This window comes from Arthrobacter pasteuri (assembly GCF_054510955.1).
On the sequence record NZ_JBTNDO010000002.1, the window covers coordinates 250,496 to 276,243 of the forward strand.

Sequence of the window (25,748 nt, forward strand, 5' to 3'; positions counted from 1 at the left end):
GGGTGCAGACGCCGGATAAAAGCACCAACCACCCGAGGAGTGCAGCGTGCCGAGCAAAAAGTCCAGAACCTTCGTGGACAGGGCCGACGCCGGACGGCGGTTGGGGCGAAGGCTGGCAGGGCTACGGGGTCAGGACCTGGTGGTGCTCGGTCTGCCCCGTGGCGGTGTTCCGGTTGCCTTCGAGGTGGCGAAAGCCCTTGGCGCGCCGCTGGATGTGATCGTGGTGCGGAAGCTGGGGGTTCCCTTCCGGCCAGAGCTTGCCATGGGCGCCATTGGGGAGGGCGGCACCCGGGTCCTCGATGCGCACATCCTTTCGCAGGCTGCTGTCACGGAGGAGGACCTGCAAACGATCGAGACGAAAGAACGTCAGCTCCTCGAGGAGCGCCGGACCCGGTACCGACGGGGAAGAATCCGGACAGATGTCCGCGAGCGAATCGTCGTCGTCGTGGACGACGGCATGGCCACCGGTTCCACTGCGCGCGTAGCGTGCCAAGTAGCCAAGCAACTCGGCGCGGCACGGGTGATCCTGGCGGTACCAGTCGCGCCGGCATCGACTGTGGCCTCGTTCACGGAGGCGGACGAAATCGTGAGCCTGGTTTCACCGCGGAGATTCGAGGCCGTGGGCAGCTACTACAACGACTTCTCAGCCACCGAGGACGACGAAGTGGTCAAGCTGCTCGACACCGCGGCCCGCTCCCGGAGTGGCCCCGACGGTGGTTGTTCTGATCCGCGGGAGGGGCAGTAGCAGGCCGAAGCCACCGGCAACCGGGCCGGCCTGAACACACAATCAGGCTTAGGCCTCCGGGCTCGTCGGACGGTGAGCCCGTGCATCCACGGAACGTGCCGGATGGATGGGGTATCCGGCCGCGATCTGACGCTTGACCTGCTCGAGCTCGTCCTTGAGCGCATCGACAGTGGCACGATACTTCGTGAATTCAGCCTTCCGACGTCGAGCCTTAGCGAAGCTGACACACGCGGCGAGGATGACCAGGGGGAATGACACCAGCAAGGCCCAGCCGGAGGTGGCAAGGAAGTCCAGCGCTATGGGGAGGGCCTGCTGGAACGCCCGGAAGTCGTTCACCCCGCCGACTACTCCTTCCAGCGCGGAGTCCAGTGGCACCAGGAACTCACCCACCATCGGTGTCTCGGAGAGCGACGGAGCACTCAGGGGTGCATTTCCTTCCGGCGACCACCTCGGCTCACTGAAGTGGTTCAGCACGTAGATCCCAGCAGCCGCGTTGAGTGCGGCGAAGAGCAGAACGGCACCGACCGCGATCCAGTGGAAGCTGCGTCGAAGCAGGACACCCGCCACCAACGCGACGACGGCAGGTGCTATCCAGGTGAGGATGTGCAGGGCGCCGAGGCTCATGCCGCCGAGTGGATCCAAGGAGTGCCCCCATAGAGATGGTTCGATGCCCGCTCCAACCGTCAGACCCTGGGAGCTCGTCGTCAGGTTACATCTTCTCATCGGTCGTGATGGTCAATGACACCTTGAATGCCTGCTGAAAACGGCGGGCCGCCCACCGAGAGGTGAGCGACCCGCCGTCGTACGCCGTGAATCTAGAACACGCGGATCGGGATCTCCGCCGGATCCATGAGCAGTGACTCGATCTCGTCGTCGAGCCTCACCAGCGTGATGGATGCGCCGGCCATGTCCAGGGACGTGCAGTACTCCCCCACATAGCTGCGGCCCACGCTGATGCCCTGCTCCGCGAGGCGCTTGTGCGCCTGCCCGTACAGCAGGTACAGCTCGCTGATCGGGGTACCACCGAGGCCGTTGACCATGAGGGCCACGCGGTCGCCGTCGCCGAACGGCAGGTCCTTCACCACCGGGCCGAGGAGTTCCTCGACGATCTCGTTGGCGGTCATCATCTTCGCCCGACGACGCCCGGGCTCGCCGTGGATGCCGACGCCCATCTCGATCTCGTCCTCGCCGAGCTCGAACAGCGGGCTGCCCTTCGCCGGCGGGGTGCACGCGGTCAGCGCAACCCCCATGGTGCGGGTCACGGAATTCACCTTCTCGCCGATACGGATGACCTCGTCGAGGTCGGCCCCACGGTCGGCAGCCGCAGCCACGGCCTTGATGACGAAGAAGTTGCCGGCCACGCCACGGCGGCCGATCGTGTAGGTCGAGTCCTCCACGGAGACGTCGTCGTTGATGAACAGCGTCTTCACCTCGATTCCCTCGGCCGAGGACATCTCCTGCGCCATCTCGAACACCATCTTGTCGCCCGTGTAGTTGTTAACCAGCAACAGCACGCCCTTGGGCGAGGCCATGAGCTTGGTCGTCTCGTACACGTAGTCGAACGGAGGCGCAGCGAAGACGTCACCCGGGCACGCGGCGTCGAGCATGCCCTTCCCCACGATCATGACGTGCGCCGGCTCGTGCCCCGACCCGGAGCCCTGCACGATCGACACCTTGTTCTGGTCCGGACCGTCGGCGCGCATGATCAGGTTGTACTCCGGCACGTACTTCAGCGTGTCCGGGTTCGCGAGCGCCAGGCCTTCGAGCATCTCCGGGACGAACTGCTGCGGATCATTGACGAACTTCTTCATGAGGGCTCCACGTCGTTGTGAGTAGGGATGAGTTGGGCTAGCAGTACGTTCAGGGCCAGTCGGCGACGATGCGCTCCGCGATGATCGCGACCGCCACCGCCCCGGCGTCCGGGGACCCGATGCTGCGTTCCCCGCTGTAGCTGGCGCGGCCGCGTCGAGCCTCGAGGGTCGACGTCGCATCCGCGCACTCGCGGACCTTCGCCGCGAAGGCCGCACGGCACTCCTCGGGCGATGCGCCCGCCGCCAGCTGCCGTTCGAGCTCGTCGGTTGCCGGGATCAGGGCATCGAGAAGGGTCTTGTCACCGAGGTCCGCATTGCCGCGGGCTTTGATGCCGTCGGTGGCTCCACGCAGCATGGCGACGACGGCAGTGCCGTCGATCGTGTCCGTCGTCTTCGCTGCCGCAGAGGCCCGCAGGAACGCCGTCCCCCACAGCGGCCCGGACGTCCCGCCGATCCTGCTGGAGATGGCGAGCGCGATCTGCTGCAGGAAGGTGGCGACGTCGTCCCGCTTGAACGAGTCCCAGTCCGCCAGGACCTTCTCGAAGCCACGGGCGAGGGAGTAGCCGAGGTCGCCGTCGCCCACGACGGCGTCGAGGTCACCGAACTCCTTCTCCTTATCGACGGCGGTCTGCGCCAGGGAGTGGACGACGTACTCGACGTCGGCGAGGTCGGTGGCGCTCATGGGTTCTCCGTTTCGGTGGTCGCGGAATTAGGGGCGGGTGTGGACAGCAGTTTCTGCAGAGTTGCGAGGGTGACGATGCCGGACGGGCCAGCGCCGTACGGGTCGGCGAGGACCTCCGCCTGCTCTCCGTCGGGATCCCCGAGGGAGCTGACCACGAGGGACGCCCCCGTGAAGTCCTCCTCGTGGGTGAAGCCACTGACGGTCACCACAGTGCGCAGTCCGGCCCCGACCGCGGCCCGGAGCCCGTTGCCGCTGTCCTCGACGACGATCGCGTCATCCGCCGACACCCCAAGCTCGGACAGTGCCAGCAGGTAGATGTCCGGCGCCGGTTTCTTGGCGGGCACCACGTCACCGGCGAAGACGGAGAAGTGCGCGGCCAGATCATCCCCGACGGCGTGCGTGAGGACAGCGCGAACCGCGGGCTCCGCAGAGGTGGAGGCAACGGCGAGCGTCCACCCGGCGTCGTGCGCTTCCTGCACAATGCGCGCGATGCCCGGCCGCGCCGGCATGACGCCGCTCTCGACGAGTCCCTTGTAGACCTCGGTCTTCCGCTTGTGCCAGGAGAGGATCGCCGCATCAATGGCGGCGCCGTCATTCAGGCCCAGCTTTAGCGCTAGCGCCGGTGTGAGGATGCTGCGCATGCGCTCCTTGCCGCCGCCGATCTTCACCTTCTCGGCGTACTCCTCGACGCTCCACTGCACGGGGACACCGAAGTCTGTGAAGGTCTGGTTGAAGGCGGGGAGGTGGCCGTATTGTTCGGTGTCGGCGAGCACGCCGTCGCAGTCGAAGATCAGGGCCGGCATGGTCAGAGGCCGCCCTTGCCCGCGCTGCCGAACTGGGCGCAGAGGTCTGTGACCATCGCGACGACGTCGGCCCGCGTGTGCTTGAACAGCGATGGCGGATCCCACTTGCTGTTCTGTTCGGCCTGCTTGAGGAACGCCAGGCTGGACTGCATGTACGTCTCCTTGAGCGCCGTGGAGATGTTGACCTTCGCGCAGCCGCGGGCGATGAGGTCGGCGAACTGCTCGGCGCTCAGACCGCTGCCGCCGTGCAGGGCGATGGGCACGTTCCGCGCCTCGACGATCTGCGTGACGCGTTCGACGTCGAGCACGGGTGCCGCCTTGTAGCTGCCGTGGGCGTTGCCGATCGAGGGGGCGAAGACGTCGATCCCGGTGGCGTCGATGAACGCGAGCGCCACCTCGAGGCTCTGCTGCTTGGAGACCTCGTCGGAGCCGTGATCGTCCTCGACGCCGGTGATGGCCTCGATCTCGCCCTCCACCTGGGCGCCGTAGCTGCGGGCCTCCGCGACCACCTCGATGGTCTGCCGCTGGTTCTCCTCGACCGGGAGGTTGGACGCGTCGAAGAGCACCGAGTTCCAGCCGGCCTTGAGGCATTCGGTGACGACATCGCGGTCCGGGCAGTGGTCCAGGTGCAGGGTGACGGGCACCTCGATCCCCCGCGTCATCGACTGCCACATGTCGAAGAGCACGCGGGACCCGATGCTCCGCACGGTCTTGACCGAGGTCTGCAGGATCACTGGCGAATTGGCCTCCACGGCACCGGCAAGGACGCCCTCCATGGTCAGGTCATTGAAGATGTTGATGGCGGGCACACCGTAGCGTGCCTCGAATGCCGGGTCGACGATGTCCTTCAGCGGTACAACGGCCATGGTGATTCCTCCTGGTCAGGCTTACCCCCACGCTAGGTGGGCGAGGCCGCGCTGGGTATGGGGGTTCTCCCGCCCTACCCCTGGGGGTAATCACCACCTCGCCAGGCGCCGACGTCGATGGTTGAGTGGGGCGCGGCCGTTCCGGCCAACACTTCGACGACGAAGGACACTCCATGCCCCAGGGATCAGTGCTCGAGACCATCACCTCCGAGGAAGCCCGCCGCGTCATCGACGCCGCCGCGGCGAAAGCCACCGAGATCGGCCAGCCGATGGACATCGCCGTGGTCGACGCCGGCGGGAACCTGAAGGCGCACGTGCGGATGGACGGCGCGAACATCGGCAGCATCACCATCGCCATCAACAAGGCCTACACGTCCATAGCGTTCCAGTGCGAGACCGGCGACCTGCAGGGCGTCACCCGGCAGGACGGTCCCATCTACGGGCTGAGCGACGCCCACGGCGGCCGCCTCGCGGTATTCCCCGGTGGCATCCCGCTGGTACGTGACGGCAGCATCATGGGAGCCATCGGCGTCTCCACCGGCACCATCGAGCAGGACCAGGAAGTGGCCTCGGCGGGCGCGGCCGCCTACTGAGGCGCGTCCTGCTGCAGGGACAACGCGCTAGGACCGGTCATCCTCACGCGACGTGCCAGACTCGGCGATCCGCTTGATGGCGGCGAGCGTCTTCGGGATGCCCTCGAGCGCCTGCCGGGTCCGATCGATGATCTGCGCGGGTGCATCATCCCCGAACTTCTCCTCGAACATGGCGATGCCGCCCGGCAAGAAATCCCACGATTCGGTCAGAGTTGTCTCGGTGCCGGCCGGCGTCAGCGTGTAGCCCCAGCGGACTCGATCGCCGCCGACCACCCACGCGAACTCACGGCCGCGTTCTGCGGCCACGACCTGGGACCGGGTCTCCCAGGTGCGGTGCGGAAGCTCGTTGCGCCCTGTGAACCAGGCGCCGACTTGGCCCGCGTCGGCGTCGTCCTCCCACCAGCACCGCGTACACACCGGGCTCCACTCGCCGGTGCGGATGACGTCGGAGACCAGATCGTAGATGCTGTCCGCCGACGCCTGGATCGTGACGGACTCCTGGTGGTGGCGGATCTCTGTCTGGCTCATGCGCCCATTCTCACAGAGGAATCCCCTCGTCCTGCAGGGATCGGCTGCAGCAATCTGTGCCCGCATAGACTGGGGTCTCGCGCTGGCTACGGAAGGCCCCACATGTTGAGCATCGAACGAACCGGCACCGGAAAGCCACTCGTCCTCGTGCATGGGCTCGGCTCGAGCGTCCGCACCTGGGACCTCGTCCTCCCCCTGCTGCAGGAACAGCGCGAGGTCATTGCCATCGACCTCCCCGGGTTCGGCGGCAGCAAGCCGCTCGAGGGCGAGGTGACGATCGCGACCCTCACGGACGCCGTCGAGCAGTTCCTCGAGCAGGAGAACGTGCGCGACGCGGATATCGTCGGCAGCTCGATGGGTGCGCGGATCGTGGTCGAGCTGGCGCGGCGGGGTCACGCCGGCAACGTCGTCGCCCTCGATCCCGGAGGATTCTGGAACGACACGCAGGTGCGCATCTTCAACGGCAGCATTACCGCGTCCATCGCGCTGGTACGGCGCCTCCAGCCCGTCCTGCCGTTCCTCGTCCAGCAGGCTGCGGGCCGGACGGCGCTGCTCGCCCAGTTCTCCGTGGCCCCCTGGAAGCTCGACCCGGACCTCGTCCTGACGGAGCTCCGCGGATTCGCCACCTCGCCCAGTCTCGACGAAGCGCGTAAGTCGCTCGCGCACGGACCCCGCCAGGCAGGCGCGCCACGGGGGACGATCAAGGGCACGCTGGCGTTCGGCTGGGGCCGGTCGGACAGGGTCACCCCGCTCAGTGAGGCCGCCGTCGCCATGTCTCTTTATCCGGACGCCACCCTGCACGTCTTCGAGGACTGCGGGCACTTCCCGCACTGGGACCAGCCGCAGGAGACAGCCCAGTTCATCCTCGATTCCACCGCCGCTGCGTCGTCGTAACTGTCCTTCGAGCTTGCTTCGCTGAGAAATCCATTTGCGTCTCGCACGGCGGCCTGTGCCGGGGTGGGGCCTTCACGCAAGCGGTACGACGCCTGGCCTCCGGATTGGCCGATAGGCTGCGCCGTTCCGTTTCGGCTGGTGACTGTACTGTCCTACCTCCTCTTGGCAAGGCTCTCAAGGCCAACTTTCGCGGCATATCCTCGCTCCGCTTGCGGTATTCCATGGTCCGACCTCTCCACCTTTCCCCACCTTGCTAATTCACTCTGCGTCCAAGTGACGACGGCGTTGCCCAAGAAACGTGAGGGCAATAAGGAAAGCGGGACACCAGGTGGGCACGATGATGGCACCAGAGGACGTGGCTGAGTTGTACGGCGTTACAAGCCAGGAGTTGCTCCGAGCGGATGGTCGCCGGTCTAGCCTCCGCACGAGCGCCCGACCGGGTCGGTGGTCGACCGTTCATGACGCCACAGAAGGTGCGCTTCGCGATGACGTCGATAATCGAACTCGACACGACATCGGCGAGCTCTGCAAAGAACTCGGCCTCTCCCGCCAGAAGTTCACTGATGTCTCCTCGGGGAGGGCTGCGATCGAACGGGTTGGGACGACGAAGCTGCCCGAGTGCGGTACGCCGACCGGCTCTGCCGCTCATTCCAAAAGTTCGAAGCCGCGCTAGCGTGCGTACTGCTCATGCACCTGCTTCACCAAGCGAACGAAGGCCACTAGCTTTTCATCGTCGTTGGGCTTCGCTGGTATCTTCCCGAGTTCGGCAGCGAGCTTGTAAAAACCAGCACCTTCATCGTTGGACCCTCGGTGGGTGACCAGCGCCGAGAGCATTACTCCGTGCTGATTATTGGTCTCTCGGGAGATCTCCCCTAGGAGCCGACCGACCGCGGCTCGATCGGACTCCTGCCCAAAGTTGAACGGCCGATGTCCCGTCTCCTCCGTGATTGCCCGATTCAGCGACGTATAGTCCGTCATGTCCTTGCTCCTGGCAACAGACACGAGGAATCGTTCAGCAGCCTCCCGTAAGTCCGCCCACTCATCATCAGTCCGACCATACAAGCTGCCTACCAATGGTCCTCCATCTCTCCTGGACTTGGGTCTAATCCCATTAATCGGTCATTGCGGTGGGCGCTGTCGGCAGGCGACGCCAATGCACCCATGTCGGAGTCCTATCAGCGATCGGGTCTCGTGCCGTCATACCCAGCGCCGTCGCCTCCGACCCTCCTTACAGAGCGTGCGACTACTGCCTAAGGATGGTCCCGCATTGAAGTTACTTACAATAGGACGACGTCGAATTCATCGGCTACCTCGGAGATGAGGGAGGCAACATCGTTCATGAAGGCGTTCCGATCAGGCGATGCACTCACTGTAGGGATTGGGGCGCCTTTGTCGTACACCTCGTGTGCGATGAGTCGAGCTCGCTCGAATGTCGATCCATGACCGCGTAGAGCGTATGCGTCCATCCAACCGGCGCGGACGTCTTCCTTCAGCCGCTGTCGAGTGAGATCCATCAGCTTCTTAGTCACCGCGTTCTGGACCTCATCAATGATTGCCTGACGTTCGTCGTCACTGGGCTCTCCTCCCTGCCATCGGACGGGTTGCTGCAGCATAAGGTAGACCTGCCGTTGCAGGGCGTTACGTAGGTCAGCTACCGGCTTTAGATCGTCGTATTCGTCAGTTTGTCCGTCGGCAAGCCGCCGGCTGAGAGCTTTGACTCGGGTCCAGTGCTCCTTCGGAGCGTCGGGATTTACGTCCAAACCCAGCAATCCCCTCCAGCGGCGGTGGAAGTTTTTCGCAGCCTCGGTGACGGCCAGGGACAGGTTCATCCGGTCGAAGACCGGGCGGCTTGGGCCTGCCTCCGTAGCCGCCGCAGGGTTGCTCAAGAGGTCGATGAGTCCGTTGAATTGCGCGATCGATCGCGCTCCGACCTTCTTTTTTCGGTTGAGTGGCTCATGTATTCCGCCGACAAAGAAGCGGGCTCGGTCGAGGCGTGCGCGCAAGACACGTTCGGCTGCTGGGCCGAGGTCGTCACCGATTGACCCGAGCACGTTCTCGACCGAGGCGAGGACGTGTTCCTCTTGAGCCGAGAAGGTCGGCAAGTTGTCGCCCTTCACTTGATCGAAATGTGTGAAGAGGTAGTGCAGTTTCGTGGCGTTGCCGGATAGGGCAAGGCTCTTCAGAGCGGCGACCGGCGCAGCTTGCATTGGCTGGGCCGCGTTATCGACGAGAAGGATCGCGTCGGCCTCCTCGAGTTGAAGAACGATGTGAGTCGAAAGGGTTGCTGCAGATTTTGGCGTGTGTCCCAGGCCCTCGCCATCGATGAGCACCAGCTTCGGGGGTTGCTCAGCCCAATCAGGATGGAAGGGCCCACTGACCCTGATTCCGTTAACAAGAGGGGTAAGTAGTCGACCGAACAGCGGGGCGTAGTTGCTTGAGAACCGTGTGACGATTTTGATGAAGGCCTCACGATCCTCAGTCATCCAAGACCAGTTCACTGGCCAACCTTGCCGACTTTTCTTGAGGTGTCCGACGTTAAGGGTGACAAAGCGCTTCTCGATCTCGTCGATGAGGGAGTCCACAATGCTGTGGAACTCATCCGTCTGCCGGAGCTCTGAGTCGAGGTTTTCTTCCAGGTACTCGGCGATGACCCGCTCATCTTCCTTGCCGGCTTGGAGCTCGTCGCGGATTGTTTGGGCATGACGGTCCACCACCGTCCGCACTGACCTCACAGCATTAAGGACTACTTGGTTGGTGGTATCCAGATCAACATGCCCGTAGTCCTCGGGGTCGATGTCCAGCAAGTCCAGGTCGTCATCGTCGTCGACGTCGTCATTGTCGGTCTCCAGCACTGAGGTGCGTCCGAGGATGTAGCTGAAACGGAAGCGCTGATTGACGTGGTCTAGGAGCCGCCGGGTGATTTCGTGATCGTTTTTGCCATTGAACGCGGCGAGGGCGGCGTCCGACACGTTCTCTGTGAGGTAATCGATTACCTCGTCGCGAGGCGTGAACGTTACAGCTGCCGTGTACTCACCACCCATGGTCGTGATGATTTCGGTATCGGCAACGGTGGTCTTCGCCGTCGACGTGGAAGGAAATCGCTCAGTCTCTGGATCCGTTCCCAGAAGCTGACGAACTACCGTGGTCTTTCCTGCTCCAGTGGTTCCAAGAAGCAGGACCTTCCGGTACCCCTCCTCTTTCGACGGCAAGGGGATCATCGATTCCCGCAGAGCGGCGAAGTCTGTCTGCGTTGCTTCAACCCCGTCATAGAAAATATCCAGTACTCGTTCATCTGCTTGGCCTGCAGCACGACTGCGAGCAGACGGTTCCCATAGCTCAGGAGTCTGAAGAAGATCATTCAGCTGCGCCACTAGGGCAGTAGCCTCATCAAGGTCCCCTGTCCCGAGGCCCCTGCGAACACGACGGCCCGGCTTTCCAGTTCCCTGATCAAGCCTCACCGGATGCCTAAAGATGACGGAGTACCCTCCCCTGCCCTGGCTCCGGCTAAGTGTTGCAGTGTAAAACTTCATGACTTCCCCCTGATGCTCTGCGTGATTTCTGTTGTTCCTAGTTGTTCCTGATGCTGAGTATGGCCGGAGAGAGGAACTTGTGTCAAGCATTCTGGTACAACCTGGAACAACGAAAGTTTGGCGGGGGGCGGAACCGGTTGTTGAAGGGCGTCTACCCTACATTCACCCCAGATCGATAGGGACTCGTGGAGTGCAACGCGCCTTTCGTCTTGCGACTTATGGGAGGCCTACTTGGACTTCGCGGCCACCTGATGCCGGTGCCGCAGCCCCACCAGCATCGTGCGGTTACGTGCCCCGGTCTTCCGCAGCATGGCGCTCACGTGCTTCTCGACCGTCTTCACCGAGATAGCGAGCCGCGTCGCGATCTGCTTGTCCGCCAGCCCCTCGGCCAGGAGGTCACGCACCTCGAGTTCGCGGGCCGTCAGTGATATCGCCTCGCTTGTGTCCGCCGCGCGATTCTCCGTGAGCCGCGTGAACATTGCCCCGTCCAGCAGAGCGTCGCCGCGGGCGGCGGCGACGACGACGCGCGCCACCTCCGCCGGCGTGGAAGAAAGTGAAAGGAAGCCCCGCACGCCCGACGACGCGGCGGCCGCCAGCAGTTCGTCCGCGAAATGGTCGACGACGGCAACCACCGGCCGCTCGACGGTGTCCGTTTCCATTACCCGGGCTTCCGCGTACCGGGACAGCAGGTGCTCGTCCAGGACGATCATGTCCGGCTGCAGCAGGGACACCGACTCGACGAGGTCCTCGAGCGTCCCGAACTCGCCGAGTACCTGCACCGACGGCTCGGATGTCTCGAGCAGCCGAACGAGCCCGGCCCGGAGAAGTGGTTGGGTGCAGGCGACGAGGACCTTCCACCGCTCGCGGGAGGCGTCACCGTTCGAGGAGTAGGGCACCTGCGCTCGGATGCTCGTCCCCCAGCCCAGCGTGGACTCCATGTGGAGCTCGCCGCGCAGGTAGTGGGCCCGGGCTGCCATGCCGTGCAGACCGAGCCGGCTCCCCTTCAGGTCCGTGTTCTCCTGGCCCTCGAACCCGCGGCCGTTGTCCTCGACGACGGCCGTGATGCCGGTGGTGTCGTAGAAGATGCCCACCCGGCACGCGGTCGCGCAGGCATGCGCCACCGCGTTGGCCACGGCTTCCTGGATGATCATGAAGAGTTGATGGGCGACGACAGGCGCCAGTTCGTGAGGATCGCCGGTCACGAGGAGCGTCATGTCCATCGGACCATTCGCGCTCACCCGGTCGAGTTCCTGGCGGACCGCTTCCTCCAGTGAGCGGTCGGCCAGGCTGGAGGGACCGAGTCCCAGAACAGTACGGCGGGTCTCGAAGAGCGCCTCGTGGGCGAGTACCCGGGCGGAGTCGATGTGCTGGGTGGAGGGTGAGCCGCCCGGCGTCGCCTTGTCCGCGCGGTCGAGGTGCAGCAGGAGCGAGCCCAGGGACCGGCCGATCGTTTCGTGGACCTCCCGCACGGCACGCTCGCGTTCACCTGCGATGGCAGCCTCACGTTCCTTTGCAGCGGCGGCCTGGTGGAGCCGCGAGTTCATGATGGCGATGGCGGCGTGGTTCGCGAAGAGTTCCACGAGGGACGCATCGCCGAGGCTGAAGACGCGGCCTGGACCGTCACTGAAGATGGCGAACGTGCCAATGATGCTGCCGGCCCAGGTGATGGGGACGCCGATGACGGCACTTCCCCACCGAGGGTCCGCCGGGTCGATGTGGCCCATCGGCACAGACGCGTAGCGGTCGAGGATGACAGTGCCGCGGGTCTTGACGATCTGCCCCGTGAGGCCTTCAGTCAGGGGGAAGGTCTGGCCCTCGCGGCAGCCGACGCCCTGATCGACTTCCTTGCGGTAGTAGCCCTCGGTCTCGTGGACGATCGAGATGGAGCCGCTCTCACAATCGAGGAGGGCGGCGGCGTGCCCGAGGACGCGTTCGAGGAGTGGCACCAGTTCGAACTGCCCGGCGAGGTCGCCGGCAAGTTCGGTGATGCGGTCGAGCTGGGAGGGCGGAGGGTTCTGCTGATTTTGGGTGTTGCTGGGCGTGGGAAGCTGCTGCATGTACGGCACCTGTCTCCTGCAACCGGGCGCGACGCTGCGCACGGGCCTTCAGGATAGCGGGCCACGTCACGAGTCAATCGGACCCAGACGATCAGTACTAAAGCATCGACCGAAGGGAATCGGTCGACCGGTCAGTCAGCACGCAGTCCCAGCAGGCAGAACCGCTTTGTCCTCAACGACGCAGGTTTGCGAAAGGAAGTTGACCATAGAAGTTGAAGAACTCGGTCAGGAGTTCGTCCTCCACCTCTCGGGCTGAAGCATCGCGTACCTCCACCCAAGCGACCCTCAGTCTCTCAGAATCCGACAGCTGCCAGAGGTATCGCCCGCCCCAATGCCCGACCGGGCGCCCTTCGCCGAAGCGCGCAAGCTCCGTAACGCGCTTCTGCAATCCCCGGCCGGCGCTGACGCCACTATCCGCTTTACCGATATAGAGGGCATCGCTGGGACATATCAGGCGCTAAGCGACGATGCCGACGTCGACAGTGGGGTCCTTTCCCTTGAACCAGCCTCCCCCACTTCTCTCGAGTGCCTGATGATCAACGCCGAGCCCTCGAAGTACGACGTAGACACCGGCAGCACGAGGGATGCGTTCGATCGGCAGATTCTCGAACACTCGGAATCCGTCAAACCCCCGGCTCAGCAGGTCGGTCGCGCCAAACGGCTCCCCGGCACCTGGCTCAACTACCACTTCTCAGTCCCCTCCCGCGCCGAGACATCTTCAGCCAGATCGCGTGGTCGATCGACCATGCGGTGAGATCCAGCTCCCGTGCAACATCTCTAAGCAGGATCCTTGCCTCCTGCACCGGGACGCGTCGACCGAGGACATTACCTATCCACTTGAGGACATGGCGGTCTGGCTTCACCTGCTGATCGTCGCCGGCAAGCATCCAGAGGTAACTTGTTCGTACCCCCTGAGTTCCAGCACCTGGAACCTGCCGCAGCTGCTCCTCGACGCGGGCAGTCCGTCCGGCGTCTGCGAGTAGTTCTGCGACATCGCCGAGGATCTCAACCCGGTTGGTGACCAGGATATCGGCGATGCTGCGGCTGGCGGCACTCTTCAGGATCCCGCCCCGCGATGAGGTCCTGTTGCGGCTACCGAGCGCTTCCGCGAATTCCTCATCCGATAAGTTCTCGATCGAGGCGGCAAATTGTGTCAGAGATTGCTCGCCCTCCCGCGGGCTGATCTGTTCTTGCAATGGTTCGCCCTTGATCAGTACCGGGGTCAGGTTCTCCTCTGTCGCGTACCTGCGCACCAACGGAACGACGACCGCCTTGTACCGAAGCCCTATCGAATAGGTTGCGTCAAGAACGCAGAGCGAAAGGTGGGCCCACCGCGCGTGACGAGGTTGCGGTGAAAGAGCGGCTACCGCATCGGTCAACTTTGCCAACTCGACGTCGAGTTGCTGCAGGTACATTTTTCCCCCAGATCTTTTTGCAATGTCAGCGAAGCCTAACCGACCAGTCCGTATCCCTAGCAACTCGACGACCTCTACAGTAAGAACTCACCCGCGTCGCAGCGCATCGCCGTTGCGAGTGGCGGCTCGCCAGCGCCATCAAGATTGCAGCTTGCGATGAACCGAGATACGGGTCTTAAGTGAGGGCCGCAGTTTCCGTCGCACTGCCAATGCAGTTTATGTGGAAGCTCCTCTACGATGACTGTAGCGGCTGCAGCGGTGAGGATACCCGCATGCCGGACGAGCACAATTGGGGCGAGAGAAGGAAGACTGACCGATGGCGACTGAACAGAAGTTGGAGGCTGACCCGGTCACGCTAAACGTGCGGCTCGGCGATGACGTACAGCTGTACTGCCCGCTGTTCCAACGCCGGTATGTATGGGGCAAAGCACAGATCGACCGGTTGTGGGAAGACATCGATACCATCCGCGATGAAACCTACCCCCGGCGCTTTCTCGGTGCCCTCGTTTTCAATGAAGACCTGCCCGCCACTGCCACGCAGGCCGGACGGTACTGGATCATCGACGGCCAGCAGCGCCTCACCACCATGGTTCTCACCCTTGTAGCACTTGCAGCGCACGCCCAACATTTCGGCGACGGTGGGAAGGAGATCGCTCAGGACGTGTTTGACCAGTACTTAGTAAGCCGAAAAAAGAACAGCAAGAACCAGCCCAAGCTCTGCCCTACCCTCACCGACACACGGCAGTTTCACGACATCATGCGCTCCGCCTTTGGCTACGAGTTTGACCTAGAAATCGACATGGCCAGGGAGGCTGGAGATCCCGACGGAGACATGACCAAGGCGTATCAGATTATCCTCAAACACATCGTCAAGCGGACCTCAAGGCCCCAAGACGATGTAGAACTGGACAACGATGAGGCCGTAAGAAACATCGAGGAGCTTCGCGATGTTCTGCTGGAGTGCTTGGAGTTCGTAGAGATTCGCCTTGGGTCCAGCCATGATCCTAATGAAGTGTTCGACCGCCTAAACAACGAGGGGGTGAAACTGGGCATAATTGATCTCGTTCGAAATGACGTTCTCAAGAGGTTGGACAAGGACGGCAAACAGGCGCTGAAGCTCTACCAAAACGAATGGAAGCCATTCGAGGAAGCCTTCTCGGACAATGCCGCCAAGACCGGGTACTTCTTTCCCTTCGCTTTGACTGTCGATTCGACGGTAACCAAGGCCTCAACTTTCGCTGCCCTGTCCAAGCGATGGGCCGCATTGCTTGAAGATAGAGGCCTGGATGCTCGCGGTGAACTCCTTGAAATCATGAGCGACCTGCGTTCACACCAGGCCTCGTTCAACGCCATCCACTCAGGCCGTCTCGATCAAGTTGAGCCCGAACTTACGGAGTACGTGCGCCGCCTCGTCGCTCTGAACCGACCTGGTTCAACATATCCCTACGTAATGCAGTTGCTCACCAGCACCAGCAGCGGCGAGTCCAACACAGCTAACGCGATCAAATGCTTGCACATTCTGGAGTCATTCTTGGTTCGCCGCGGGCTCCAGGGCATTGAACCGACCGGTCTGCACGCTATATTCAAGAAGCTTTGGGAAAAAGCCGGTTCCGATCCGGCCGCGGTCAGATCAAATATTGTCTCATCGACCGTCAGTTTTCCTGACGACTCAGCGGTCGCCTCGGCAATCACCGCCGGAGATCTCTATCATAGGAAGATCAAGAATTATGTCATTCTTGAGTACGAGCGAGCCTTCACTAGTGGAGATATTCTGGAAACCTTTCCGCCAGTGACTGTAGATCACCTCATGCCCCAGAACCACACCGACGACTGGAAGAAGGTTGTGTCCGCCGAAGACCACAAGAGGCTGATCAATACCTGGGGCAACTTGGTTCCGCTCTCCCCCGGCGCTAACTCGACCAAGGGCTGTAAATCTTGGGCCGAAGCGCGCAACCTACTCCAGTCCGAGACTGTCTTCTCCACGACGAAGCAGGTGTACATGCACCGAGAAAGCTGGGACGCGGACGCGATAGAACACCGGTCCAAGGAAATTAAGGCCTGGGCTCTTGAGCGTTGGCCATATTTCGGGGAGCTACTTACTGGGCCCTAAGCGTGACGGCGGAGATCTGCTTGTTCGCCAGCCGGTCGAGCCCATCGAGTACTTCCAACGCTCTGACGCTCAGGTAGCCGACCCTTCGTCCACCTGAGTTGCCGCCCGTGCGATCTTACGGAAGATCGACCCATCCCTCAGTTCGAGGTGGCGGATGAGCTCGGCAGGATGAGGAACTGTGTGCCGGTGACGATGGTCTTCCAGCTCTCCTGAGTGGCAACGCCCTCCCCGGAGCACGATACCCTCGCACGGATGCTGGCGGCCCAGCCCGGACTCGAGTCGACAGACAGTTCGCCCCGGCGGCCGGGAGAACGGACCGCCATGCTGTGCAGCCGGACTTGACTGCTTTGGGCGCTTCCCTATGTTGCCCTCGATGTGCGGCGCTCACAGCTGCGCCCGTTGTCTTCGACTACGACGGTCAAGCTTGCTTCATCGTAGGAGAACTCCTACTCGGCACGGGGAAGCGCTGGTATGAGCGACAACATTGGCACGGCTTCCCGGGGCAGCTTCGAGAGTTGGTGCGCCGCGACGGGCGCCAGTTCGTCACGGCTGCCGGGGACGAGGAGCGTCAAGTCATTGGCTTAGTTGCTGTGACGTGACCCACCGCCGGTGAGGCGGCTCTCGAAAAGCGTTTCGTGGGCAAGGAAGCGGCCGAAGTCGATGTGCTGAGTGGAGGCAAAGCCACTCCACGTAGCCTTTTCGGCGGGGTCGAGATGCAACAGTAGCGATCCTAATGCCGGGCGATCGCTTCTTGGAGATCCGATACTGCCTGCTCGCGCTCACCGGCAACGGCAGCTTCCCGCTCCTTCGACGGCCGCCCAATTAAGGCTGAATTTCATGATGACGATGGCCGCATGGTTGGCGAAAAGTTTCACAAGGGAGATGTATATCGCGGTGAGGGAAAAGCCACGACCGTTGCTGAAGATGGCGAAGGTGCCGATGGGTACGCCGATGACGGGCCTTCCCACTGATATCGGTTGGATCTACGCGCTAGATGGTATGGAAGGCGTAGCGGTTAACAACGTCGGTCCCTCGCCAGGCAATAATCTGGCCAGTCAGACCTTCAGTCAGCGGGGAGGGCTGGTGGCAGCCGACGCCCTGGTCCACTCCCTTGCGGTATAACTCCTCCGCTTGGTGCATGATCAAAATAGAACTCCTTTCGCAGTCGAGGAGTGTGCCGGCGTGTTCACGCAGTCACTTGAAGAGCGGGACTAGTTTAGGAAAGGCCTGTTAGGGTCTCCGGTGACCTCGGTGATGCGGGCAAGCTCGGAGAGCGAGGTCTTTCTCGGGCAGATCTGCGACTCGTTTCGCGTGGGAAACTGCAGCATGTACAGGACCTGTCTCCTGCAACCCGGCGCAGACCTCAAGAATAGCAGGCACAATTCCACTGATAGTGAATGCAACTGACCCCGCAACCAGAGACACCATCAGTAAGCGCCCCAGGGATTTCTCAACTCGGGCTAGCAGCACCTGTCGCAAGCGTTACTAAGTCGGTCGATAAGACTTTGACAATCATGACTCGATGCTACTCACGCTTCTTGCCACACGCGACACACAACTGCTTACGCGGACATTGATAGTCTATTCTCGCAGAGTCTTGCCCACGATGCCTGTTCACTTCAAGACTAACAACCACTCAACGGACGAACTTGAGCGAACTCGGAATGGGATCGCTGGCCCCAGCGGGAACCAGTCGATCCAAATCAGCACGGAAGCGTACGCCACTAATGCCGGCCCCGTGAGGAACCGAGACACGAGGAATGGAGCGGGAGTCAAATAGCAGGAGTGGCTCCACTCCGATAGGAGCGAACGCGAAATCCTGAACTGATTCAATGTCACCTGCTACAGTTTCCAAAGCGATTCGATGAACCCGAGCAGCGAGGGTACGAGGAAGCTTATCTATTAGCTTCTCCAGCAGATCCATCACAGTATCTCCACTGGAGTCACTCGTTACTGTTATGGAAGCGATCCAAGTCGGCTTCTCGCCGCTGTAATCGAGTTGATCCAGGTTAAATTCATGGATGCGGCCGCGGCCGGCCGTGGTTTTCACCTCGATACGAGAGTGGGGCAAAGAGAAATCAAAACGATCGGCAGAACTGCCATGCCAAGCCGCGGCGAGCACAGCAGGCTCAACTGCGGACGCAATCATCCAGAGCTCACCCCATAAACCTGTAACCACAGATGCAGAAGCTAACTGCCGCGGTGCGACCAGCGCGACGAGACCATCGAGAAATTGAACGACGTCGGCGGCGGATGGGGTGTCCGCAAGAGTTGCGAGCAAGGTTGCAGTGACGGTCGCGAAGGAAGACGCCAGATCTGCATTGTTTGGGCGAAGAGCGACCATCGCAAACCGTCGTTCGACTGCTTCACCGGTTTCCGTATCAACAATGGAGAAACCGTCTCCACTCAGAACGCGAATTGATTTGAAGCGTCGCTCTTCGACTGAGGTTGACGACCCCACCTCCAAGAGCAAGAAAAGCTCACGACTTTCAGACACGGCAATATAGGTTCCACGCCGTCCAGGCACTCGCTTGGCGTCGAGTGAGCCGGCGGGAAGGGCACGATATCCTAAAACCTCAAACGCATCGAGAATGAATTCGGAGGTGGCGGCAATGTCAGTCAAGGCAGACTCAGTCAAGATCCACGAAGAGATCGCGAGAGATGCCATTAGGCACCCTGACCGCAAGCCATGGCACGGACGAGTAGTCTTCACCACTTGGCGCAGGGTCACTCAAACGCATCGTGCGCAATTGGATAGTCAACTCCGATTGAGAGCGAAACGCGTCATCACCAGAGTAAATTACATCCCTACCGGTCGCCCCAGTCGGGTTCATTCCCGTGTGGATGTTTTCTCTGACTACACTGAGCTTCCTACCAGCGCCTTCTGGTAAGTCTAGATTACGCATAAATACAAACGCCGCAGTTGTGGGATCTCCGTCCTGAGGGTACCGCACGACACGCGCTAGTTGCATGGTCAAAGCTGATAACAGCAGTGAGTCCTCAATAGTGGCAACACGCACACGCATTAGAAAATCCAGAGCCACTTCCAATGAAACCCCCGTGCTTGCCAGATTATGCCCGCTAGCTCGACGGTCTACTGCCCCAAACAAGGCTGCAGCGTCAACGGAAGTCTCCCGCAAACGACTCTGCGCTTCAGCGAACAATGCATGATTTGCCAATCGGACGTCAGACCCGACGTGCATAGACTTTGGCCAAGCCCAAGTTCGCCGAGCACGCCTGCGAACCACTCGGCGGCCGATGACACCCGTGCGAGTCGGTCTCGTGAACTGAGAATGAAGAATGAAGTCCCTCTTCCACTTCGCAAGGGGCTCGCCTTCATGTGCAAGAAGGCTCGAACGCAAAAACTCCTCATCGCCAACATAATCGACGAACGCTTGCTTCGCCGCGCCCAGCAGGTAGACGCGGCAATAATTGATATAAGAACTACGATACCCGAAGAACCGCGCGCGCTGCTGTAAAACATCTGCATTATCAGATAAGGGACGAGGCATGTAAGTAACGGTCAAACCTTCCACCGTGAATCCTCGATCAAGCTTCATGCCGCCAATCAGCAACCAGTTGTACGCAGATTTCCATTTGATGCTCTTTTCGGCTTGCGAGGTCGAGTTAACCTCCACCACACGTAACTCTTCTGTCCGCTCAGGAATGTTCGCGATCAGGCGATCAAAAGCTTCGAGATCTACAACGGTTCGAGCCAGTTCAAAGTAAGCAGGTCGGAAACCTTCGAGCACTTCCTCAGCATACTCGCCACCGGCTTCAATTCCCGCCTGCCAGTCTTCGAGAAGCGCACGGATCCACTGTCGATACACCTGGTGGGGACCAGTGTTCTGATGCGCCTGCACCATCATCGAGCGGTTTTCTTCAACACCCTTGAGATTAGCATCTGCAATACCCAGCAGGAAAAGACGAAGTGCGTTTTGCAATCCCTCAGGTGGCTCAACGAGTGGACTGTTAGGATTGAAGATCTCGGAGTCAGGCACGGTCTTAACTAACTCATCAACCCGCTCCTGAAAGAACGCCTTGCCGCCTGTGTAGTCAGATCCGCTTGACAAAACTTTTGCATAATCTGGATTCAGTCGGTCCGCAGTGGCAAGTAGTAGATTTGCTTGCGGAGTGGCCGTGTACTGGACGAAGGAGTGATGCGGGAGTGCCCCTCGAAGTGAAAGAACTGCAGCGTAGGTCGCACTCTCATCCTTTCCGCCAGTCTGACGATTTCGATGAGCTTTCGTATTCGGCGTCGCTTGATCGCTCTCATCGTCGATGATAAGTACGGGAACGCCCTCGAGATCCAACTTCCCCAGAGCCTTCGCGGCATTGTTGATGCGGCCGGCGTGTTTGAGCACTGACACGACAAGCGCCGGCTTTTCCTCCTGCGTCAGTCCATCACGCCGCCGCTTCCAACTTTTCAACGCAGATCTCATTTTCGGAAGCGCTGGACCTTCCAAATCTGGGTTCTCGAAAATTTCCGTCCAACCACGCTGAAGTTCGTCGAGCCCAAGGTCCTTCTCCAGCCTGTGTTGACTCTGCTGCTTCAAGTTGTTAGTTGTGCCCGCAAGAAGCAAGACCACACCGTAACCGTTATCACGAGCGAGGGAGGCAAGCGTAGTGAATGACAGGGTCTTTCCAGACTGAACGTATCCGACAACGAGCACGACGGCATCACCATTCGTCGCGGTGGGAGGCGCACAATGGCCGAGAATCGACTTCGCCTCCGCCAGGACCGTGTCCATATCAATAGGCTTGCTGCCACTCGAGCGGGACTCGACGAACTGACGTGTACGGTCCCCGATTTCAGGTATCCAACGGATTGATGAATCACCCATAGTCGACGGAACGATGGTAACGCTCAAAGTTTCTCCTTAGATTTCGACACAATAGAGAAGGTTTCTCGCGCCAATTCATTGATGCGACGAATGATGCTTTGCGACTTCGCGCCGTTTCTCGTGCCGAGAGCGAGCGCAAGCCCGATGGTGCTTGCGAAGGTAATGATCGTCTCCGCATTTTCGTTACTAGCCCCAAGAAACTTGCGGCTAAACGGGTGCGCCAGGCTAACGGTCACCGTGACTAGCATCTCATTTCCGCTTCCTCGGGAAGTCGGCGCTGGAATACTGGCACCAACAGCAATCCAATCTGCCACACCGTCCTCCAAAGTCGCTTCGACATCGACCACCCACACTTCGTCTTCGAGTTCCACGCGAACGCGTCTTGATATAGGTGCTCGAACTCCAACTGTCGCCGCTACCGCTGGGAGAGCTTCTTCTGGATCACGGTCGGCGAGAATTCGAGTCGCGACTGCATCAAAGTAGTCTTCCACCGAGCCTGCAACGTTCGAAATTGCATCCTCAATTGGTTTCCGATTATCAGCAATCGGCTGGAGACGGTAGTCGGACGCCTGAGCGAGCAAATCGAGATCCCCCTTGGTTAACTCCACCTCCAGGTATTTTAGAAAGACGTCCTCATACTCGTCCCACCGAAACCCATCCTTCGTATGACTTACTTCGAACCCTTCTAAAGTAAGTTCTCCATATAGGCGCTGGTAGGTGTGAGTTGTTGAACGTCCAAAAATCTCGACGGGCCGGTAAGTATCATCAGCACTTCCAACAATGAGTCGGCCCCGTCGCAGCAGGGCAAAGCCTGCTTCAGCCGTTGATCCTTTGGCTCGAAGCCCAGCGAAGCCGTAGACCCTATGTGCATTGTCAATCTCAAAGGAAACTGGCTTGACCCAGCGGACAGCTTCGCCCCCTCGGCTCCCTGCGCGAGCCGCCACAAGTGGCACCACTTCTTGGAAAGACAACCGTTCTCCTCGAAAGACAAGTTCGAGCATGCCGGCGCGCAAAAAGTCACGGTAGATGCTCGCGAGGTGACTTTTAATCTTCAGCAGAGTTTTTGTTTGCGGAAGATGGTTCAATCGGTAGAGTTCGACCGTCGTGAAGTGCGACGCCGAATCAGCCGGCCCTTCCCTCACGACTATTGTGCTGCGATTATTTTCCTGAATCTCGTCCAAGTCGAAATGTACGACGCGCTCGATAGGTTCTCCGGCGATGGATGTTGTGACTTTCCATTCTTTGGCGAACCAGGTCGCTGCGCTTTTCATGCCCATCCCGAATTCAGACAGACCCGTGCGGTCAGGCGGTACTTGAGCAGCTCTAAATGCTCTGGGGAAATCTGAAAATGCAATGCCGGCCGCGTTATCGCGGATGGTGATCCTCCCGCCGCCCTCAGAGTCCAATTCGATCACCACGCGAATGGGATTGACTTGATCTACTAGGCGATTTTGCATGGCACTTTGGATAGAATTATCGACGAATTCAGCGAGTGCAAACCATGGTTTGTAGTTAAGGTGGCGCAGCACTCCAAGAATGTTGACTTCTGGTCTTATATCAATTTCCGCGTCCGTGGTCTTGGACCTGGCCCATGTGGTCATGCTGCCTGCGAACTGCTTAGCAATTCATCTCGCCAACTGTGACCAGAAGTGATGAAATCCTGAAGCAGTGGCTCGGCTATCGCACGTACAACGCGCGCGTTCACTGCGTTGCCGAGCGCCTTATACGCATCAAGATCATTTGGCGGTAGCGTGATTTCGCCGAGGCTCTGCAATGATGCGCACTCCGTGGGCGTCATATAGCGGCGTTTCCCGGCAATCTCCGCTCCGAGAATGGGCACCTGAGTCTGAGTCATCGCGATGAGGCTCGGGGAAGTCGAAGTGCGCTTCACTCGAATACCCGAGGCTCGTACCTGAAGAACGTACTTGTCAATTCTTCGGACGCCCCCTTGCACGTTCCACTCAAATTTCTGCAAGCTGGAAGGAAGTCTCCATGGTTTCCATTTAGCAAGCCACGGTTCTATCCAAGTTCTGTTCTTCATGTAGAACTCACGGTTCTGTCGAAGGAAGGTCTGCTTCCATCCTGGAAATTCGTAGTCACCGCTGCGGCGAGAATGACTTGGAATAAGGTCGTACTGCTTCTCAGCGGTTACATCTTCGAGGCTGAAACCAAAACTCCCAAGGTACGGGCGAAGCCCATCGGCGCCTCTTTCATCCCATAGGGCCGGGGGAGTCGCATCCCTGTAAGGATATGTAGCGCCGAACTCCATGGACCAAATGGGAAATGACGGGAGCTTTACATGATCAGGCGAGCGTTGCAGAAAGTCGTCCCACATATCGATCGCTTTCAATGTCTGCGCAGGCACAACTCGGGTCGGTTCTGCATTCATATCAATTACAGAAGTGATGTCGGTCAGATCTTTGCGCGCCTGAGGCCAAATGAAGTTATCCAGACCATCTAACGAGCCGACAAAATATGCGCGCTCCCGTATTTGCGGTATGCCGAATTCATGAGGGGAGAATCGATGCACTTTGACTGTGTAACCAATTTCCTCAAGTTTCTCCAGAATCATCTTAGAGGTTTTCCCACCGTGATGCCTGAGGATGTTCGGCACGTTCTCAAGAATAAACTTCTTGGGACGCTTCTCCCTCAAAATTTCGAATACCTTAAAAAATAGTTGCCCTTGCAACGTGTGCTCAAATCCTAGTTGCTCGCCGGCCTTAGAAAAAGGCTGGCAGGGAAACCCAGCCGTAAGAACGTCGTGGTCAGCAATCTCACGTTCAATAATTGCAGAATTGGCGAGCATGTTGACGTCAGTCCAGGCGGTGAGATCAAAGTTCTCTTTATATAGTGTATTTAGCGTCGGATCCCATTCTGCCGCAAAGACCGCCTCCCCCCCGAGTTCACGGAGAGCAACATGGAAGCCGCCTAGACCTGCAAATAGGTCAATGAAGCGAAAACTTGCTGCGCTAGAAGACACTTGAATTCCTCTCTTTCGTCTCTGTTCAACCTACCCGTCCGGACTGACATTGGTGTTGAGGTAGGGCCGTCCGGCGCGTCTCCAGGTCACCTCAAACATGTGGCCTTGAGGAGTCGTTCGGTGGGCTCGACCCGTCCTTGTTAGGTCCGGATGAGTGCGCGTGCGTGGATGATGCAACGAGCACCATGTCCCATGCTCGGCCTAGTCGCACCTGCCCTGCCGAAGGACCTTGATTGTCTGGCGACAGAGTCGATGGCGTTGACGCAATGCGGATACCGGGTCATCCGGCTCTTCAACCAATAGCGCGTCCTTCGGCCGAAGCAGCAGGTGAGTAGGACTTCGCTCCGACAATAGGGCTAGATCGCCAAGGGCATCTTCGGATTCGACGCGAATACCGAGCTTGCCGAAGCCCGTTTCTTGCTACTGCTACAGCTACTCCTCGGCTTGATCGTCGGGACATTCGCCCCCGGCTTCCTCGAACTCGGCAGCTTCACCGCCGCCCTGTTTGCCGACTCGGCCCTGCCCCTCATCACCGTCCTGATCTTCGCCACCAGCATGCAGATCACCGCCAAAGCCTCCGGTCCCGTGCTTGCGACCACCGGCGTGGTCCTGCTGTTCAAGATCATCATCCCCGCCGCCCTCGTCTCGGGACTCGGTCTGCTCGTCGGGATCGACGGCGGCCTCTAGCTCGCTCTCAACGGTCGCTACGGTGACTACCGCGACCGCGGCGCCGACATAGCCTCGGCCATCAACGACGGCCCTTCTGCTCGATTGCGAACCTCACAAACGACGCCGGTGACAAACTCGCGTCGCTGTCGCACGTATGAAGCGGTGGCCGCAGCGGTTGACGACCTGTCCGGGCTGAGCGTGATGAACGACGCGTTCAGCGTGGTGCGGCCGTAGGGACGGTGAATGGGCCGAAGCAGTGAAGCGGACGGATATCCTGGCGGCGCGGAATGCGGCGGGTGGCGGGTACCGGCTGACCTCCAAGGGGGTAGCGGGTCGGGACCGAGCACCTTCGTCGGCGGGGTTAGGAGTTGACGGGCGCGCTCAGGGTGTTGGCCATCTCCCACCAGAGCCGGTTCACCTCGGCGTACCGGTCGGCGGGGTCGAGCGGCTTAGCCCACGGCTTGTCGATGATGTAGTGGATGTTCTTCACTGACGCCGGATCCCAGACACTCGCGTGCTGATGCGGCAGGGTCTTCAGCGCGTTGTACACGTAAGGCAGCGGACGCCAACGGGCGCGGTAGTACTCGTTGAGGAAGTCCTGTTCGGCGAACGGGTAGTGCGACAGGTCGTCCACGCCTGCCAGCCGCCTCACCATGTCGGCGAAGACCGCCTCGTCGGGCGACAACACGAGGAAGCCGCCGTTCAGGTAGTTGTCCGTCGCATCCGGTTCGGTGACGTGGTCCCCGCCCCGGCAGTGCGTGTAGAAGCAGGTCTCGGGTGTCCAGCTCGGCGGGTAGCTCGCGATCCGGTTGGGGTTGCACCGGCAGGCGTGGCAGGCGGCGATGGCGCCGTCGGCCAGTTCCAGCGAGAACAGCTCGTCCATGTTCCGGGTCACCAGCATGTCGGCGTCCAGGAAGACGATGCGCTCGAACTCCGTGAGGCCCCAGACGGCCAGCTTGGTCCACACCTCCGCGAACCGGGCGTTGGCATAGCTGTCCGCCGACCCCCCAGCCGGACGCAACGGTGCCACGTCGCGCAGGAGGCACCCGTCGTCCTGCAGGAGGCGCCGGGCCTGCTCGTCGATCCCCTCGGTCACCATGACCACGAGGGGGGCGGTGCTGCCGGAGGCCGCGAGCGACGCCCGCAGGGTCCGGACCCCGATCAGGTAGTCGGGTTGAGTCAGCAAGGTCACCCAGGCATTCATCGGTGGTGCTCCTGTCC

22 protein-coding genes are annotated in these 25,748 nt (G+C 60.6%); 6 read left to right on the plus strand and 16 right to left on the minus strand.

Annotated elements, in window-relative coordinates:
• The first annotated feature begins 46 nt into the window (after positions 1-46).
• On the plus strand, positions 47-745 hold the full coding sequence (locus ACX80H_RS12235; RefSeq protein ID WP_459313627.1) for a phosphoribosyltransferase: 699 nt from the start codon (positions 47-49) through the stop codon (positions 743-745).
• Positions 746-793: 48 nt separating this feature from the next.
• On the opposite strand, the gene ACX80H_RS12240 is transcribed toward ACX80H_RS12235, so the two are convergent.
• From ACX80H_RS12240 to ACX80H_RS12260, 5 genes are all read right to left on the minus strand, one after another.
• Positions 794-1,387 (minus strand): hypothetical protein, encoded by a 594-nt coding sequence (locus tag ACX80H_RS12240; protein WP_459313628.1) that lies wholly within the window; start codon positions 1,385-1,387, stop codon positions 794-796.
• A 173-nt stretch (positions 1,388-1,560) separates the two neighbouring features.
• Positions 1,561-2,556, minus strand: coding sequence for a dihydroxyacetone kinase subunit DhaK (dhaK, locus tag ACX80H_RS12245; protein WP_459313629.1), 996 nt, complete (start codon positions 2,554-2,556; stop codon positions 1,561-1,563).
• A 49-nt stretch (positions 2,557-2,605) separates the two neighbouring features.
• Positions 2,606-3,238 carry a dihydroxyacetone kinase subunit DhaL gene (gene dhaL / locus ACX80H_RS12250; RefSeq protein WP_459313630.1) on the minus strand — a complete coding sequence of 211 codons (633 nt, stop codon included), beginning with the start codon at positions 3,236-3,238 and terminating at the stop codon, positions 2,606-2,608.
• A complete protein-coding gene (locus ACX80H_RS12255; protein WP_459313631.1) occupies positions 3,235-4,041 on the minus strand; it encodes an HAD-IA family hydrolase in 807 nt (268 codons plus the stop codon). The genes dhaL and ACX80H_RS12255 overlap by 4 nt, the downstream gene beginning before the upstream one ends.
• Positions 4,042-4,043: 2 nt before the next feature.
• Positions 4,044-4,907: a class II fructose-bisphosphate aldolase gene (locus tag ACX80H_RS12260; protein ID WP_459313632.1), complete on the minus strand. Its 864-nt coding sequence runs from the start codon at positions 4,905-4,907 to the stop codon at positions 4,044-4,046.
• Positions 4,908-5,080: 173 nt separating this feature from the next.
• Here ACX80H_RS12260 and ACX80H_RS12265 point away from each other — a divergent pair, with 173 nt between their 5' ends.
• Complete coding sequence (locus tag ACX80H_RS12265) at positions 5,081-5,500, plus strand: GlcG/HbpS family heme-binding protein (RefSeq protein ID WP_459313633.1); 420 nt, start codon at positions 5,081-5,083, stop codon at positions 5,498-5,500.
• Positions 5,501-5,527: 27 nt separating this feature from the next.
• Here the strand turns inward: ACX80H_RS12265 and ACX80H_RS12270 are convergent, their stop codons facing one another.
• Complete coding sequence (locus ACX80H_RS12270) at positions 5,528-6,028, minus strand: SRPBCC family protein (RefSeq protein WP_459313634.1); 501 nt, start codon at positions 6,026-6,028, stop codon at positions 5,528-5,530.
• A gap of 102 nt (positions 6,029-6,130) precedes the next feature.
• On the opposite strand from ACX80H_RS12270, the gene ACX80H_RS12275 reads away from it, so the two are divergent.
• Positions 6,131-6,922, plus strand: coding sequence for an alpha/beta fold hydrolase (locus tag ACX80H_RS12275; RefSeq protein WP_459313635.1), 792 nt, complete (start codon positions 6,131-6,133; stop codon positions 6,920-6,922).
• Positions 6,923-7,591: 669 nt separating this feature from the next.
• On the opposite strand, the gene ACX80H_RS12280 is transcribed toward ACX80H_RS12275, so the two are convergent.
• The 5 genes from ACX80H_RS12280 to ACX80H_RS12300 all read right to left on the minus strand — a co-directional run bounded on the left by ACX80H_RS12280 (position 7,592) and on the right by ACX80H_RS12300 (position 13,924).
• Positions 7,592-7,900, minus strand: coding sequence for a hypothetical protein (locus tag ACX80H_RS12280; RefSeq protein ID WP_459313636.1), 309 nt, complete (start codon positions 7,898-7,900; stop codon positions 7,592-7,594).
• Positions 7,901-8,199: 299 nt separating this feature from the next.
• Positions 8,200-10,452 carry a hypothetical protein gene (locus ACX80H_RS12285; RefSeq protein ID WP_459313637.1) on the minus strand — a complete coding sequence of 751 codons (2,253 nt, stop codon included), beginning with the start codon at positions 10,450-10,452 and terminating at the stop codon, positions 8,200-8,202.
• Positions 10,453-10,679: 227 nt separating this feature from the next.
• Complete coding sequence (locus tag ACX80H_RS12290) at positions 10,680-12,509, minus strand: hybrid sensor histidine kinase/response regulator transcription factor (RefSeq protein ID WP_459313638.1); 1,830 nt, start codon at positions 12,507-12,509, stop codon at positions 10,680-10,682.
• Between the two features lie 457 nt (positions 12,510-12,966).
• Positions 12,967-13,122, minus strand: coding sequence for a hypothetical protein (locus ACX80H_RS12295; protein ID WP_459313639.1), 156 nt, complete (start codon positions 13,120-13,122; stop codon positions 12,967-12,969).
• Between the two features lie 64 nt (positions 13,123-13,186).
• The gene (locus ACX80H_RS12300; RefSeq protein WP_459313640.1) at positions 13,187-13,924 is read right to left on the minus strand and encodes a DUF8548 family protein; all 738 of its coding nucleotides are present in this window, start codon (positions 13,922-13,924) and stop codon (positions 13,187-13,189) included.
• Between the two features lie 316 nt (positions 13,925-14,240).
• Here ACX80H_RS12300 and ACX80H_RS12305 point away from each other — a divergent pair, with 316 nt between their 5' ends.
• The gene (locus ACX80H_RS12305) at positions 14,241-16,034 is read left to right on the plus strand and encodes a DUF262 domain-containing protein (protein WP_459313641.1); all 1,794 of its coding nucleotides are present in this window, start codon (positions 14,241-14,243) and stop codon (positions 16,032-16,034) included.
• An 837-nt stretch (positions 16,035-16,871) separates the two neighbouring features.
• Positions 16,872-17,156, plus strand: coding sequence for a hypothetical protein (locus ACX80H_RS12310; RefSeq protein WP_459313642.1), 285 nt, complete (start codon positions 16,872-16,874; stop codon positions 17,154-17,156).
• 514 nt (positions 17,157-17,670) lie between these two features.
• Here the strand turns inward: ACX80H_RS12310 and ACX80H_RS12315 are convergent.
• The 4 genes from ACX80H_RS12315 to ACX80H_RS12330 are packed head-to-tail and all read right to left on the minus strand — an operon-like array spanning position 17,671 to position 23,858.
• Positions 17,671-18,702, minus strand: coding sequence for a PD-(D/E)XK motif protein (locus tag ACX80H_RS12315; RefSeq protein ID WP_459313643.1), 1,032 nt, complete (start codon positions 18,700-18,702; stop codon positions 17,671-17,673).
• On the minus strand, positions 18,665-20,905 hold the full coding sequence (locus tag ACX80H_RS12320) for a Z1 domain-containing protein (RefSeq protein WP_459313644.1): 2,241 nt from the start codon (positions 20,903-20,905) through the stop codon (positions 18,665-18,667). The genes ACX80H_RS12315 and ACX80H_RS12320 overlap by 38 nt, the downstream gene beginning before the upstream one ends.
• Complete coding sequence (locus ACX80H_RS12325) at positions 20,902-22,479, minus strand: ATP-binding protein (protein WP_459313645.1); 1,578 nt, start codon at positions 22,477-22,479, stop codon at positions 20,902-20,904. Before ACX80H_RS12325 ends, ACX80H_RS12320 begins: the two co-directional genes overlap by 4 nt.
• Positions 22,476-23,858: a DNA cytosine methyltransferase gene (locus ACX80H_RS12330; protein WP_459313646.1), complete on the minus strand. Its 1,383-nt coding sequence runs from the start codon at positions 23,856-23,858 to the stop codon at positions 22,476-22,478. Before ACX80H_RS12330 ends, ACX80H_RS12325 begins: the two co-directional genes overlap by 4 nt.
• Positions 23,859-24,275: 417 nt before the next feature.
• Between ACX80H_RS12330 and ACX80H_RS12335 the strand changes: the two genes are divergently transcribed.
• Positions 24,276-24,545: a 2-keto-3-deoxygluconate permease gene (locus ACX80H_RS12335; protein ID WP_459313647.1), complete on the plus strand. Its 270-nt coding sequence runs from the start codon at positions 24,276-24,278 to the stop codon at positions 24,543-24,545.
• Positions 24,546-24,888: 343 nt separating this feature from the next.
• On the opposite strand, the gene ACX80H_RS12340 is transcribed toward ACX80H_RS12335, so the two are convergent.
• Entirely contained in the window at positions 24,889-25,719 is an 831-nt protein-coding gene (locus tag ACX80H_RS12340; RefSeq protein WP_459313648.1) for a glycosyltransferase family 8 protein, read from the minus strand.
• Positions 25,720-25,748 lie beyond the last annotated feature (29 nt).

Bases quoted from the DNA above. Each gene is read 5' to 3' on its own strand.
- dhaK (WP_459313629.1), bottom strand. From the start codon at position 2,556: ATGAAGAAGTTCGTCAATGATCCGCAGCAGTTCGTCCCGGAGATGCTC.
- dhaL (WP_459313630.1), bottom strand. From the start codon at position 3,238: ATGAGCGCCACCGACCTCGCCGACGTCGAGTACGTCGTCCACTCCCTG.
- ACX80H_RS12255 (WP_459313631.1), bottom strand. From the start codon at position 4,041: ATGCCGGCCCTGATCTTCGACTGCGACGGCGTGCTCGCCGACACCGAA.
- ACX80H_RS12260 (WP_459313632.1), bottom strand. From the start codon at position 4,907: ATGGCCGTTGTACCGCTGAAGGACATCGTCGACCCGGCATTCGAGGCA.
- ACX80H_RS12265 (WP_459313633.1), top strand. From the start codon at position 5,081: ATGCCCCAGGGATCAGTGCTCGAGACCATCACCTCCGAGGAAGCCCGC.
- ACX80H_RS12270 (WP_459313634.1), bottom strand. From the start codon at position 6,028: ATGAGCCAGACAGAGATCCGCCACCACCAGGAGTCCGTCACGATCCAG.
- ACX80H_RS12275 (WP_459313635.1), top strand. From the start codon at position 6,131: ATGTTGAGCATCGAACGAACCGGCACCGGAAAGCCACTCGTCCTCGTG.
- ACX80H_RS12280 (WP_459313636.1), bottom strand. From the start codon at position 7,900: ATGACGGACTATACGTCGCTGAATCGGGCAATCACGGAGGAGACGGGA.
- ACX80H_RS12285 (WP_459313637.1), bottom strand. From the start codon at position 10,452: ATGAAGTTTTACACTGCAACACTTAGCCGGAGCCAGGGCAGGGGAGGG.
- ACX80H_RS12290 (WP_459313638.1), bottom strand. From the start codon at position 12,509: ATGCAGCAGCTTCCCACGCCCAGCAACACCCAAAATCAGCAGAACCCT.
- ACX80H_RS12300 (WP_459313640.1), bottom strand. From the start codon at position 13,924: ATGTACCTGCAGCAACTCGACGTCGAGTTGGCAAAGTTGACCGATGCG.
- ACX80H_RS12305 (WP_459313641.1), top strand. From the start codon at position 14,241: ATGGCGACTGAACAGAAGTTGGAGGCTGACCCGGTCACGCTAAACGTG.
- ACX80H_RS12310 (WP_459313642.1), top strand. From the start codon at position 16,872: ATGATGACGATGGCCGCATGGTTGGCGAAAAGTTTCACAAGGGAGATG.
- ACX80H_RS12315 (WP_459313643.1), bottom strand. From the start codon at position 18,702: ATGGCATCTCTCGCGATCTCTTCGTGGATCTTGACTGAGTCTGCCTTG.
- ACX80H_RS12325 (WP_459313645.1), bottom strand. From the start codon at position 22,479: ATGACCACATGGGCCAGGTCCAAGACCACGGACGCGGAAATTGATATA.